We start from the raw sequence: 13,051 nt of genomic DNA on the forward strand, positions 1-13,051 counted from the left end.
CGGGAGTGCCCCCGCGACATGCGGGCGGGCGGTGTGCGATGGCACATCGTCCGCCCGCCTCTCTGTCCGCGGTGCCCCGTCCGCTCGATGAGGCCATGTCCACAACGAGCGGGGTGTAAATCGCTTGAAAAGCATCCATAAGGGGCCCCCGTCGGGTGGGTCTCGCCGGATGGACGTGTATGTTCCGGGGCCGAGAGCCATGGAAGGGACCAATCCGGTGAACAAGAAGCTTGTGGCTGCACTGTCCGGCGGTGCGGCACTCGTACTGGCGCTGACCGGCTGCGGGGGCGGCGACGACGACAAGAAGGTCAACGACTGGGCCAAGTCGGTCTGTGACGAGGTGCAGCCGCAGCTGAAGAAGATCCAGGGCGCCAACACCGCGATCCAGGGTGCGGCCGACGAGCAGGACTCCAAGAAGCTCCAGCAGACCGACGCCCAGGCGTTCCAGGAGATCTCCGCGTCCTACGGGGCGCTCGCCAAGGCCGTGAGCAAGGCGGGCCCGCCGCCCGTCGACAATGGCGAAAAGACCCAGCAGCAGGCGGTCAAGGAGCTCAACGCCACCTCGGGGGCGTACACGAAGCTGAAGGCGGCCGTCGACAAGCTGGACACTTCGGACAAGTCCAAGTTCGCCCAGGGGTTGAAGGGCGTCGCCGACGATCTCGACAAGCTCAGCAAGTCGGGTGACCAGGCCCTCCAGAAGCTCCAGGAAGGAAAGGTCGGCTCGGCGATGGCCAAGCAGCCGGGCTGCCAGAAGCCGAAGACGGCCGGCAGCGCCACGACGTAGTCCTGGGTTCGCCACGACGTAGTCCTGGGCTCGCCACGGCGCTGACCTGGGTTCGCCACGGCGCCGTCCTGGTACATCCCGCCGCCAGGGGGTCAACGCCCCCGCCGTACGCCCCCTTTGGCGGCGCGTCACCTTACCGACGACGCGGGCGATCTCGTTCCGACGAGTGTGTCGCCCGCTGTCGGTGATTGCCCCGACAATGGGGGCGTGAGTACGCACCAGCCCTCGTTCCGCCTCCCCACCGCCGACCCCGAGCGCACCGCCCGCCTCCGCGAGGCGCTGTCGGCCGCCTCCTTCACCGCCGACGGTCTGCTGGATCTGCTCGGCTCGTCCGCCTACGCGGCCCTGGCGCGCGGGGAGACCGTCCCGGCGCTGCGCGCCAGCCGAGGTGGGAGCGGCCCGTTGGAGACCCTGGTGCGGCTCTTTCTGCTCCAGCGCCCGGTGGCGTACGAGCGGGCGGCCGCGGTCCTGCCGGCCGAGGACTGCCTCGCGGACGGCTGGCTGGTGCGCGAGGGCGACGAGGTGCGCGCGAGCGTCGATGTGCGGCCTTACGGCGGGCCCGAGGGCCAGGACTGGTGGATCGTCTCCGACCTGGGCTGCGCGGTCGGCGGTGCGGGAGGGATCGGCGGCCCGGGCGGCGCGCGTGGCCGGGAGGACCGCTCCCGGCTCGTCCTCGGCGTCGGCGGCGCGTCCACCACGCTCGCGGGGCTCACCGTGCCCGCGCCCGTGGGCCGGGTCCTCGACCTCGGCACCGGTTCCGGTATCCAGGCGCTGTACGCGGGCCGCCACGCCACCCGTGTCACCGCCACGGACCGCAATCCGCGCGCCCTGGCCATCGCCCGGCTGACCCTCGCCCTGTCCGGGGCGCCGGAGCCGGATCTGCGGGAGGGGTCGCTGTTCGAGCCGGTCCGTGACGAGACGTACGACCTGATCGTCTCCAACCCGCCCTTTGTGATCTCCCCCCGCTCCCCGGAGGGCAGTGAGCTGGTCTACCGGGAGGGCGGGATGTCCGGGGACGATCTGTGCCGCACCCTCGTCCAGGAGGCCGCCGGGCATCTCGCCGACGGCGGCTGGTGCCAGCTGCTGGCGAACTGGCAGCACGTCGAGGGGGAGGACTGGCATGAGCGGCTGGCCTCCTGGGTCCCGCCCGGCTGTGACGCGTGGATCGTGCAGCGCGAGGTGCAGGACGTCACCCAGTACGCCGAGCTGTGGCTGCGCGACGCGGGTGAGCACCTGGCAGGCCCCGAGGCGTACGCGGCACGTTACGACGCGTGGCTGGACGAGTTCGGGGCGCGGAAGACCACGGCCGTCGGCTTCGGCTGGATCACCCTGCGCAAGTCCGGCGCCGACCGGCCCTCGGTGACCGTGGAGGAGTGGCCCCATCCGGTCGAGCAGCCGCTGGGGGGCGAGGTCATGGCCCACTTCGACCGGCAGGACTTCCTGCGTACGCATGACGACGCGGCGCTGCTGGCCACCCACTTCACGCTGGCGGACGAGGTCGTCCAGGAGCAGGTGGGCCCGCCCGGTGCCGAGGACCCCGAGCATGTGGTGCTCAGACAGCACCGGGGCATGCGGCGCGCGACCAAGGTGGACACGGTGGAGGCGGGCTTCGCGGGTGTGTGCGACGGCACACTGAGCGCGGGCCGGATCCTGGACGCCATCGCCCAGCTGCTCGGGGAGGACCCGGTGGTGCTGCGCGACCGCACCCCGCGGTCCATCCGGCTCCTGGTCGAGCAGGGTTTTCTGCTGCCGGTCGGCGACGACGGCATAGAGGCGCCATGACGGCATAGGGATGCCATGACGGCCTAAGGACGCTGTGGCGGCAAAGGGGCGTGATGGAACGCGCCGGGTGCGTGCAGGGGGCGTGCGCCGGTGGTACAGCGCCCTCCGCCGCGCTCCCGTATGGCAGGAAGCTGCCGTCGGGGACGCGGAAGGGCCCGCTCGGGATGGGCGCGGACGGGCGTGGAACAGGCCGTTCGCGGGTGGTGACGCGGGGGAGCGGCCCGGACGGGCGCCGAGGGCGTACGGACGGGGCCGGAAGGGGGCCGAAGGCGTAGGGACGGTGCCGGACGTGGCCGGATATGGTCCGGACGGGGCGACGCGCGCTGTTCACCCGGGGTTAGCGCTCACGCCTCCCGCGCGTGCCACGCTCCCGCCATGGAGAGCGGACCTGCGATCTTCGCCGGAACGGCATTCGTGTTGTTCGGCGCCGCGCTGCTGCTGTGGACGGCGGCGCGCCTGAGGCTGCGTGCGCCGGTCGCGCATGGTGTGAGTCCTGTCGCTTCCGCGGTGCTCTCCCTTTTCTTCGGCATCGCCGCACTGGGCGGCGGAATCTGGTGTCTGGGTTACGCCTGACAGGGGCCTTCCGCGCTGCCTCGTGCCGGTCCGGGCGGCAGACAGGACGGTTGTCGGGTTACCGTTCGAGTGGCGTTGCGGGCTTTTTCCGTTTGACACGGGGGCGGGATGTACCGTCACACTCCGCAGCGTCACCGTAGAGGGAGGCCGTGTGAGCGTTACCCACGCGGCACTGCCCGTTCACCGAGCGTCGACCGGAGAGAAGAGCGAAGTTGTCCCCGACCACCAGCGAGACCGCACAGGGCGGCCGCCGACTCGTCATCGTCGAGTCGCCTGCCAAGGCGAAGACGATCAAGGGCTACCTCGGCCCGGGCTACGTGGTCGAGGCCAGCGTCGGGCACATCCGGGATCTGCCGAACGGTGCGGCCGAGGTCCCCGACAAGTACACCGGCGAGGTCCGGCGCCTCGGCGTGGACGTCGAACATGACTTCCAGCCCGTCTATGTGGTCAACGCGGACAAGAAGAGCCAGGTCAAGAAGCTCAAGGAGCTGCTCGCCGACTCCGACGAGCTCTTCCTGGCCACCGATGAGGACCGCGAGGGCGAGGCCATCGCCTGGCACCTCCAGGAGGTCCTCAAGCCCAAGGTCCCGGTCCGCCGGATGGTCTTCCACGAGATCACCAAGGACGCCATCCGGGCCGCCGTGGCCAACCCGCGCGAGCTGAACCAGCGCCTGGTCGACGCCCAGGAGACCCGCCGCATCCTCGACCGCCTCTACGGCTACGAGGTCTCGCCGGTCCTGTGGAAGAAGGTCATGCGCGGCCTGTCCGCAGGCCGGGTCCAGTCGGTCGCCACCCGTCTCGTCGTCGAGCGCGAGCGCGAGCGCATCGCCTTCCGCTCCGCCGAGTACTGGGACCTCACCGGCACCTTTGCCACCGGCCGGGCGGGTGACATCAGCGACCCCGGCACCTTCGGTGCCCGCCTTACGGCCGTCGACGGGCTCCGTGTCGCCCAGGGGCGTGATTTCACCTCGCTCGGGCTGCTCAAGGAGGGCCTCAACGTCCTCCACCTGGACGAGGCGGGCGCCCGCTCCCTGGTCACGGCCCTGGCCGACACCGCTTTCACGGTGCGCTCGGTCGAGTCCAAGCCGTACCGCCGCTCGCCGTACGCGCCGTTCCGTACGACGACCTTGCAGCAGGAGGCCAGCCGCAAGCTGGGCTTCGGCGCCAAGGCCACCATGCAGGTCGCGCAGAAGCTGTACGAAAACGGCTACATCACCTATATGCGTACGGACTCCACCACCCTGTCGGACACGGCGGTGGCGGCGGCCCGGGCGCAGGTGACCCAGCTCTACGGCGCCGACTATCTGCCGGACAGGCCGCGCACCTACGCGGGCAAGGTCAAGAACGCCCAGGAGGCGCACGAGGCCATCCGCCCCTCGGGAGACCGTTTCCGCACCCCCGCGGAGACCGGCCTCACGGGCGACCAGTTCCGGCTCTATGAGCTGATCTGGAAGCGGACCGTCGCCTCCCAGATGAAGGACGCGATCGGCAACTCGGTCACCGTCAAGATCGGCGGGCGGGCGAGCGACGGCCGGGACGCCGAGTTCTCCGCCTCCGGTAAGACGATCACCTTCCACGGCTTCATGAAGGCGTACGTGGAGGGCGCCGACGACCCGAACGCCGAGCTGGACGACCGCGAGCGCCGGCTGCCGCAGGTCGCCGAGGGCGACCGGCTCACCGCCGACGAGATCACCGCCGACGGTCACGCGACCAAGCCTCCGGCCCGCTACACCGAGGCGTCGCTGGTCAAGGAGCTCGAAGAGCGCGAGATCGGCCGCCCCTCGACCTACGCCACGATCCTGGGCACCATCCTCGACCGCGGCTACGTCTTCAAGAAGGGCACCGCGCTCGTGCCCTCCTTCCTGAGCTTCGCCGTCGTCAACCTGCTGGAGAAGCACTTCGGCCGACTGGTCGACTACGACTTCACCGCCAAGATGGAGGACGACCTCGACCGCATCGCGCGCGGCGAGGCCGAGGCCGTGCCGTGGCTGAAGCGTTTCTACTTCGGCGAGGGCGCCCAGGGCGGCGCCGCCGAGGCCGGGAACGGCGACGGCGACCACCTCGGCGGCCTCAAGGAGCTGGTCACCGACCTGGGCGCGATCGACGCCCGGGAGATCTCGTCCTTCCCCGTGGGCGACGGCATCGTGTTGCGCGTCGGCCGCTACGGGCCGTACGTCGAGCGCCCTGCCGAGGTCGAGGGCGGCACCGGCCGGCGTGCCGACGTCCCCGACGACCTGCCGCCCGACGAGCTGAGCGTGGAGCTCGCCGACGAGCTGCTGGCCAAGCCGAGCGGTGAGTTCGAGCTGGGCCCCGACCCCGAGACCGGTCGCATGATCGTCGCCAAGGACGGCCGCTACGGTCCGTACGTCACCGAGGTGCTCCCCGAGGACACCCCCAAGAGCGGCAAGAACGCGATCAAGCCGCGCACGGCGTCCCTCCTCAAGTCGATGTCCCTGGACACGGTGACCCTGGAGGACGCGCTCAAGCTGATGTCGCTGCCGCGTGTGGTCGGCGCCGACCCCGAGGGCGTGGAGATCACCGCGCAGAACGGCCGCTACGGCCCGTACCTGAAGAAGGGCACGGACTCGCGGTCGCTGGAGAGCGAGGACCAGATCTTCGCCATCACGCTCGAGCAGGCGCTGGCGATCTACGCCCAGCCCAAGCAGCGCGGCCGGGCCGCGGCCAAGCCGCCGCTGAAGGAGCTGGGCACCGACCCGGTCAGCGAGCGTCCCGTGGTGGTCAAGGACGGCCGCTTCGGCCCGTACGTCACGGACGGCGAGACCAACGCGACGCTGCGCCGCGACGACGACGTGGAGACCATCACGCCCGAGCGCGGCTACGAGCTGCTCGCCGAGAAGCGCGCCAAGGGCCCGGCCAAGAAGACCGCCAAGAAGGCGGCGGCCAAGAAGACGACCGCGGCCAAGAAGACGGCGGCGAAGAAGACCACCGCCAAGAAGACCGCGGCGAAGAAGACGACCGCCAAGAAGACGACCGCGAAGACCGCCGCCAAGAAGACGGCGGCGGCCGAGAAGTCGTCGGCCAACGCCGAGTAGCCGGGCGACGCCGGTCGGTCGGGCAGCCCGCCGGCGGCGGGCAGGAAAGCGGAGCAAGGCGGAGCAATCCACGTGCCATCCACGGCTCACCGCCCGTTTGTTCGGCCGGGGGGCCGTGGATTCATGTGGTCCGGATAGGCTGGCGGGATGACGCGAGAGCAGCCAACGGACGTGACCCCCACTTCCGGCGCCCTTGCCGCGGACTCCCGCGAGCGTGCCGTACGAGCCCTGCTGCGCTATCAGCCCCTGCGGCGGCTGTGGAGCGCACAACTCGTCGGCGGCGCCGGGGACGCGCTCGCCGTGCTGGTGCTGGTGCTGCTGACGCTTCAGGCGTCCGTGGCCGCCGGCTCCTTCGGCGGCGGGTATCGCGGCGCGGCCTTCTCGGTCGCGGTGGTGCTGGGCGTACGGCTCTTCGCGACCGTGCTGTTCGGCGCGGTGCTCCTCGGACCGCTCGCCGCGCTCATCGGTCCCACCGGTCCGCTGGACCGCCGCTGGACCATGATCGGCGCGGACGGTCTGCGGCTGGTGCTGCTCCTCATCGCGCCGCTGTGGATCGACTGGGCCCCGGCCGACGCGGTCGCCTGGCTGCTGATCACGACCTTCGTCGTCGGCGTCGTGGAGCGCTTCTGGACCGTCGCCAAGGACGGCGCGGCCCCCTCGCTGCTCCCGGCGCCGCCCGCCGAGGGCGCCGCCGTGCGCCCGCTGCCCGACCACCTGGACGCGCTGCGGCGGCTCTCGCTCCGTACGAACTTCCTGACGCTGCCGATCGCCGCCGCCGGGCTGCTCGTCGTCACCCTCATCGGCAGGCTGCTGGGCACCGGCGTGGAGTGGTTCCACACCCACCAGGCCGCCCTCGGCTCGTACGTCGGCGCCGGGCTCTTCGCCGCGTCGATCTCGATCCTCACCTTCGTCGAGCTGCCCGGTGCGCAGACCAGCCGCACCCGCTCCCCCCTGGAGGGGCTGCGCCGACCCCGCGCCGCGTCCGGTACCGGCACCGACAAGGGCCGCACCGGAGCCGTTCCGCTGCTGGTGCTCGCCTGCGCCGGGGTGGCCGCCGCGATCGCCGCGGCCGTGGGCGTCGCGCCGCTGCAAGCCACGGACCTCGGTGGCGGGCCGGTCGGCTTCGCCCTGCTCGTCCTCGTCCTGACCGGCGGCCCGGCCCTGGGCATCCGCTGGGCCCCGAAGGTCCTCCCGGGTCTTTCGCGGCGCAGGCTGCTGGCGCTGTCGGTCGCGCTGACCGGGCTCGCGCTGCTCACGGTGGGCCTGGTGCACGACACGACCACCGTGGTGCTGATCGCCCTGCTCGCGGGCGTGTCGGCGGGTGTCGCCGCCAACACCGGCCACTCCCTCCTGGACCAGGAGTCCGAGGAGGCCCGCCGGCCCCGTACGACCGAGCATCTCCAGGCCGTCGTCCGCGTCGGCATCGGGCTTGGCGCCGTCGCCGCGCCGCTGCTCGCCGCAGTCATCGGACCGCACCGGCTCGGCAGCGGCGACTTCGTCTTCGCCCACGGCGGCGCCGCCTTCACGCTGATGCTGGTGGGCGCGCTGCTGCTGCCCGTCGCCGCGCTGGTCCTCGGCCGGACCGACGACCGGCAAGGCGTACCGCTGCGGCGCGATCTGCGCGAGGCGCTGCTCGGCGGGGGCGCCGACGAGGCCCCGGCCACCACCGGTTTCTTCATCGCCGTCGAGGGCGGCGACGGCTCGGGCAAGTCCACGCAGGTGGAGGCGCTCGCCGAGTGGATAAGGGCCAAGGGGCACGAGGTCGTGGTGACCCGTGAGCCGGGCGCCACCGCGGTCGGCAAGCGGCTCCGCTCCATCCTGCTCGACGTCTCGTCCGCCGGGATCTCGCACCGTGCCGAGGCGCTGCTGTACGCGGCGGACCGCGCCGAGCACGTCGACACCGTGGTCCGCCCGGCCCTGGAGCGCGGCGCGGTCGTCATCTCCGACCGCTACATCGACTCGTCCGTCGCCTACCAGGGCGCGGGGCGCGACCTCGCCGCGACCGAGATCGCCCGCATCTCGCGCTGGGCGACGAACGGTCTGGTACCGCATCTGACCGTCCTGCTGGACGTCTCGCCGGAAACCGCGCGGGAGCGCTTCACCGAGGCCCCGGACCGGCTCGAGTCCGAGCCCGCCGAGTTCCACCAGCGGGTACGCGCCGGATTCCTGGCCCTCGCCGCCGCCGACCCGGCCCGCTACCTCGTCGTCGACGCCGGGCAGCTGCCGGAGGCGGTCACCTCCGTGGTGCGCCACCGCCTGGACCAGATGCTGCCGCTGTCCGAGGCGGAGGTGAAGGCCCAGGAGGAGGCCCGTAAGGCCGCCGAGGAGGAGGCCCGCCGCCGCGCCGAGGAAGAGGCCGCCCGTAAGGCCGAGGAGGAGCGGCTGGAGCGCGAGCGCCAGGAGGCGCTCGCCAAGGCGCGCGCCGAGGAGGAGGAGCGCAAGCGCCGCGAGCTGGAGGAGGCCCGCCAGCGCGAGGCCGAGCGGCAGGCGGAGGCGGCCCGTCAGCGGGCCGAGGACGCGCGCCGCAGGGCCGAGGAGGACCGCAAGCGGATCGAGGCCGAGGACCGCGCCCGCGCCGCCGAGGAGGAGCGGCGCCGCCTCGAGGCTGAGGCGGAGGCGCTGCGCCGGGCGGAGGCCGAGGCGCGCCGCCAGGAGGAGCAGCGCAAGGCCGAGGAGGCGCTGCTGCGGGCGGAGCAGGCGCGGCTGGCGGCGGACGCGGCGTCCTCCGGGTCGGACGCGCCGACGGTGGAGACCGAGGCCCCGGCCCCGCCCCCCGAGGAGGACGGCCCCCGCGGCACCGGCGGCCCCCGGAACGCGGCGGGCCCCGCCGCCGGCAGCCCGGACACGACGGAGACGGTCCAGACGCCGCGGTTCGACCCGCGGGCGGGGTACGGCGGCGAAGGCGCCTCCGGGCGTCCCACGGCCGCCGGTTCGGACGCGGACCAGACCACGGTGCTGCCGCCCGTGCCGTCCCAGAACGGCCCGGATGTCGACGAGACCGCCGTGCTGCCGCCCGTACGGCCCCAGGACGGGCCGGAGCGCCGGGGCGGCTCGGACTCCGAGGAGACGACCGTCCTGCCCCAGCCGCCCGCGAACGCGGCCGACGAGACGGCCGTGCTGCCGCCCGTACGGGACGAGGGCACCGCCGACCCGGTGGACCGCGTCCCGCCGTGGCTGTTCCGCCCGGACCAGGGCCAGGGGCAGGACCATGGCCAGGAGCACGGCCAGGGGAACGAGCGCACGCGCGAGATGCCGCAGTACGGCCAGGGCCCGGGCCAGGGGTACGACCAGGGCCAGGCGCGGGCCGGGGCGGAACCACAGCGCCGACGCCGTCCCCGCCCCGAGTGGGCGGAGGAGACCCCGCTGGACGACCTCCCGTCACTGGCCGACGAGCTCCTCGGCCCCCGTGACGACGAGGACGGCCGCCGCCGCTGATCGCGGGGCTGACGGCAGAGCGCTGAGGGCGGTGGGGGCTGAGGGCGGGCCCGCTGGCGGCGGGGCGCCGTTGGAAGCCCACTGACGGCAGGCCGCTGACCGGCCCGGCGCTGGCGGAGGACCGTGGGCGGGGCACTGACGGGAGCCCGATGACGGCCGGTCGCGGCGCTCGTCAGGTGCTGCCGGGCCCGCCGATGGAGCCTCGCCTGGCGGCAGGGCGCTGACCGGCCTGGGGCTGGTGGGACCGCTGACCGGCCGGGCGCGGCCGTTGGCCGTGTCCAGATGGCGGCGGGTGCCGATGGGGGCGCTGACGGTGGTCTGCCGACGGGGTCTGCCGACCGTCCGGGCAGGTGCCGTTGCCGGTGGGCGGCGCTGTCGGTGGGGTGGCCCACAATGGGTTGCCGTAGGTACGAACGGCGGAGGCAGCCATGGCGGTGTGGGACGACCTGGTCGGGCAGGACCGAGTAGCGGCCCAGCTGACGGCTGCCGCGCGGGATGCGGACGTGCTGGTCACGGGGGCGGCCGACGCGTCCGCCGCGGAGCCCATGGCGTCGTCCAAGATGACCCACGCCTGGCTGTTCACCGGGCCGCCCGGTTCCGGCCGGTCCACCGCCGCCCGCGCCTTCGCCGCCGCGTTGCAGTGCGTCAGCCCGGACCGGGCGCTCGGCGGCGCCCCCGGCTGTGGCTTCTGCGACGGCTGTCACACCGCCCTCGTCGGCACCCACGCCGATGTGGAGGTGGTCCGCACGGACATGCTCACCATCGGCGTCAAGGAGACCCGTGACCTGGTCCGCCGTGCTCAGCTGTCGCCCGCCGGCGGCCGGTGGCAGGTGATCGTCATGGAGGACGCCGACCGCCTTACCGAGGGCGCGGGCAATGTGCTCCTCAAGGCCGTCGAGGAGCCCGCGCCGCGCACCGTATGGCTGCTGTGCACGCCCTCGCTGGAGGATGTGCTGCCCACGATCCGCTCCCGCTGCCGCCTCCTCACCCTCCGTACACCTTCGGTGGACGCCGTGGCGGACGTCCTCGTCCGGCGCGACGGCATCGACCCCGGGCTCGCCGCCTCCGCCGCCCGCGCCACCCAGGGCCATATCGGCCGCGCCCGCCGTCTGGCCACCGACGAGCGGGCCCGCACCCGCCGCGCCGCCGTCCTGAAGCTCCCGCTGCGCGTCGACGACGTGGGCGGCTGCCTGAAGGCGGCCCAGGAGCTGGTCGACGCGGCGGCCGAGGACGCCAAGCAGGTGGCGGAGGAGATCGACACCAAGGAGACCGAGGAGTTGCGCGCCGCCCTGGGTGCCGCCGCCGGTACGGGCGGGCGGCTGCCGCGCGGCACGGCCGGGGCCATGAAGGATCTCCAGGACCGCCAGAAGCGCCGTGCCACCCGCACCCAGCGCGACAGCCTCGACCTCGCGCTCACCGATCTGACCGCGTTCTACCGGGATGTGCTGGCCCTCCAGCTCGGCTCCGAGGTCGCGCTCGCCAACACCGACGTACGGGACGCGCTGGAGCGGATCGCGTCGGGTTCGAAGCCCGAGCGGACGCTGCGCCGGATAGAGGCGATCAGGGCCTGCCGTCAGGCGCTGGACAGCAATGTGGCGCCGCTGCTGGCGGTCGAGGCGATGACCATGGCGCTGCGGGCCGGCTGAGTCACCCGTACGGGTTCGTCCCCGGGCGCATGGAGCGTGTCCGGTTGGATACCCTCCGTAAGGGGGCGAATCGGTCGTATCTCCAGGATCCGCTCGGTTCCGAGCGGATCCGCTCGGAAGCGTTTGGAACCGATCTCCAGGATCCGGGTGATCAAGGTGATCCGGCCGGTGCGATCCCGCGACTCGACCGCGAACCGAGGGATCAGCCCATGGACACCCGACACAGCAGCCGCCCGCTCCGGACCCTCGGCGCCGCCCTCGCGGCCGCCGCCCTGCTGCTGTCCGGCTGCTCGGGCGACGCCCCCGCGCCGCGCGCCGCGGCGCTGTCGAAGAAGGCCGTCCCCGCCGCCCTCAAGCCGTACTACGAGCAGACGCTGAGCTGGCGCCTCTGCGGCGGCGCGGACTTCGAATGCGCCACGCTCAAGGCCCCGCTCGACTACACGAGACCCGGCACCGGCCGGGACGTACGGCTCGCGGTCTCCCGCAAGAAGGCGACCGGCCCGGGCCGCCGCCTCGGTTCGCTCCTGGTGAACCCCGGTGGCCCCGGCGGCTCCGCGGTCGGCTATCTCCAGAGCTTCGCGGCCGTGGGCTACCCCACCCGGGTCCGCGCCCACTACGACATGGTGGCGATGGACCCGCGCGGCGTGGCCGAGAGCGAGCCCATCACCTGTCTGAGCGACAAGCAGATGGACGCCTTCACCCAGACCGACCAGACGCCCGACGGCCGCGGTGAGACCGATCGCCTCGTCGCCGCCTACAAGAAGTTCGCCGACGGCTGCGCCTCCCGGTCCGGCCGGATCCTCGGCCATGTCTCGACGGTCGAGGCGGCCCGCGACATGGATGTGCTGCGCGCCGCGCTGGGCGACCGCAAGCTCCACTACGTCGGCGCCTCCTACGGCACCTTCCTCGGCGCCACCTACGCCGACCTCTACCCGCACCGCGTCGGCCGTCTCGTCCTCGACGGCGCGCTCGACCCCACGCTGTCCTCCCGGCGCATCAACCGCGACCAGACCGCCGGTTTCGAAACCGCCTTCACCGCCTTCGCCAAGGACTGCGTGCGCCGCACCGGCTGTCCCCTCGGCACCGGCTCCGTGGCCACCGCCCGCGACCGGCTCGGCGCCTTCTTCGCCCGCCTCGACTCCCACCCGGTCGGCACCGGCGGACCCCGCCCCTTGAGCGAGTCCCTCGCCACCATGGGCGTGATCTCCGCCATGTACGACGAGACCGCCTGGCCCCAGCTGCGCACCGCCCTCCGCTCCGCGATGAGCGGCCACGGCGGCGGTCTGCTCAACCTGGCCGACCTCTACTACGAGCGCGACACCGACGGCTCGTACGCCAACCTCATGTACGCCAACCCCGCCGTCAACTGCCTCGACCTGCCACCCGCCTTCCGCACCCCCGCCGAGGTCAGGAAGTCCGTCCCCGCCTTCGAAAAGGCGTCCCCCGTCTTCGGCAAGGCCCTCGCCTGGGCGGCCCTGAATTGCGCCTACTGGCCCGTCCGCCCGACCGGCACCCCCCACCCCCTGCGCGCCAAGGGCGCGGACCCCATCGTCGTCGTCGGCACCACCCGCGACCCCGCCACCCCCTACCCCTGGGCCCGCGGCCTGGCCTCCCAGCTCTCCTCCGCCACCCTCCTCACCTACGACGGCGACGGCCATACGGCCTACGGCCGCGGCAGCGGCTGCATCGACAACGCGATCAACACCTACCTCCTCACCGGCCGCCCACCCGCCGCCCACACCCGCTGCCACTGACCAGCCCCGTCCCGCCTCCGGGCC

7 protein-coding genes are annotated in these 13,051 nt (G+C 73.1%); all 7 read left to right on the forward strand.

The features are described from left to right. Window positions 1–217 precede the first annotated feature (217 nt). The 7 genes from AB0E24_RS07495 to AB0E24_RS07525 all read left to right on the forward strand — a co-directional run bounded on the left by AB0E24_RS07495 (window position 218) and on the right by AB0E24_RS07525 (window position 13,027). The gene (locus AB0E24_RS07495; RefSeq protein WP_231981387.1) at window positions 218–784 is read left to right on the forward strand and encodes a small secreted protein; all 567 of its coding nucleotides are present in this window, start codon (window positions 218–220) and stop codon (window positions 782–784) included. Window positions 785–991: 207 nt separating this feature from the next. Then, the gene (locus AB0E24_RS07500; protein ID WP_359375367.1) at window positions 992–2,566 is read left to right on the forward strand and encodes a DUF7059 domain-containing protein; all 1,575 of its coding nucleotides are present in this window, start codon (window positions 992–994) and stop codon (window positions 2,564–2,566) included. Between the two features lie 375 nt (window positions 2,567–2,941). Continuing rightward, entirely contained in the window at window positions 2,942–3,139 is a 198-nt protein-coding gene (locus tag AB0E24_RS07505; protein ID WP_069860957.1) for a hypothetical protein, read from the forward strand. 212 nt (window positions 3,140–3,351) lie between these two features. Next, on the forward strand, window positions 3,352–6,192 hold the full coding sequence (topA, locus tag AB0E24_RS07510) for a type I DNA topoisomerase (RefSeq protein ID WP_079258146.1): 2,841 nt from the start codon (window positions 3,352–3,354) through the stop codon (window positions 6,190–6,192). A 147-nt stretch (window positions 6,193–6,339) separates the two neighbouring features. After that, window positions 6,340–9,627: a dTMP kinase gene (tmk, locus tag AB0E24_RS07515; protein WP_359375370.1), complete on the forward strand. Its 3,288-nt coding sequence runs from the start codon at window positions 6,340–6,342 to the stop codon at window positions 9,625–9,627. A gap of 428 nt (window positions 9,628–10,055) precedes the next feature. Continuing rightward, window positions 10,056–11,273 (forward strand): DNA polymerase III subunit delta', encoded by a 1,218-nt coding sequence (locus AB0E24_RS07520; RefSeq protein WP_283885970.1) that lies wholly within the window; start codon window positions 10,056–10,058, stop codon window positions 11,271–11,273. 209 nt (window positions 11,274–11,482) lie between these two features. Next, the gene (locus AB0E24_RS07525) at window positions 11,483–13,027 is read left to right on the forward strand and encodes an alpha/beta hydrolase (protein WP_359375373.1); all 1,545 of its coding nucleotides are present in this window, start codon (window positions 11,483–11,485) and stop codon (window positions 13,025–13,027) included. The last annotated feature ends 24 nt before the right edge of the window (window positions 13,028–13,051 follow it).

This window comes from Streptomyces malaysiensis subsp. malaysiensis, from assembly GCF_040653035.1.
Lineage (GTDB): Bacteria > Actinomycetota > Actinomycetes > Streptomycetales > Streptomycetaceae > Streptomyces > Streptomyces malaysiensis.

Bases quoted from the DNA above. Each gene is read 5' to 3' on its own strand.
- tmk (WP_359375370.1), top strand. From the start codon at position 6,340: ATGACGCGAGAGCAGCCAACGGACGTGACCCCCACTTCCGGCGCCCTT.
- AB0E24_RS07525 (WP_359375373.1), top strand. From the start codon at position 11,483: ATGGACACCCGACACAGCAGCCGCCCGCTCCGGACCCTCGGCGCCGCC.
- AB0E24_RS07505 (WP_069860957.1), top strand. From the start codon at position 2,942: ATGGAGAGCGGACCTGCGATCTTCGCCGGAACGGCATTCGTGTTGTTC.
- AB0E24_RS07520 (WP_283885970.1), top strand. From the start codon at position 10,056: ATGGCGGTGTGGGACGACCTGGTCGGGCAGGACCGAGTAGCGGCCCAG.